The sequence below is a fragment of the Arthrobacter sp. 05L417 genome (assembly GCF_056397865.1).
Genome location: NZ_JBFTOG010000132.1, coordinates 1 through 389, shown reverse-complemented (window position 1 = coordinate 389; position 389 = coordinate 1). Strand labels below are relative to the sequence as shown.

The 389-nt window shown below is 47.8% G+C and carries 1 protein-coding gene; it reads right to left on the bottom strand.

Features of this window, described 5'->3' with window-relative positions; genetic code table 11:
* Window positions 1–389: sugar transferase (locus tag AC1DJW_RS26640; protein ID WP_476902978.1), on the bottom strand; the 389-nt coding region annotated here is incomplete at both ends.

The window sequence follows — 389 nt, the reverse complement described above, 5'->3', positions numbered from 1 at the left end:
TCTTCCAGTACCTCTTTGGAATTCACCACCATTGAACGGAACTTAAGGCATTTAAATTTGCGTCCGTTGCGCCCTACTCGCTCATGCCCATAAATAGGATTGCCGCCGTCGCGAGCGACCATAAAGATCAGGAAGGCCAGCGCAGGCATCAGCATGGTGATAATACTTAAGGCACCGACAATATCGAAGGTACGCTTAAGGAAACGCGAGGTGCGCTTCGCCAAATTATTGCTGACGCGCAGGATCATAACTTCATGGCTGAAGATATAAGCCATATCAGTACCGTATAGCGGTACGCCACGCAGTGAAGGAATAACGGAAACGGAACGGCAATTATGTTTCGCCAGATTTTTCAGCCAGAGATCACGATACTGACTCTGTTCATATTC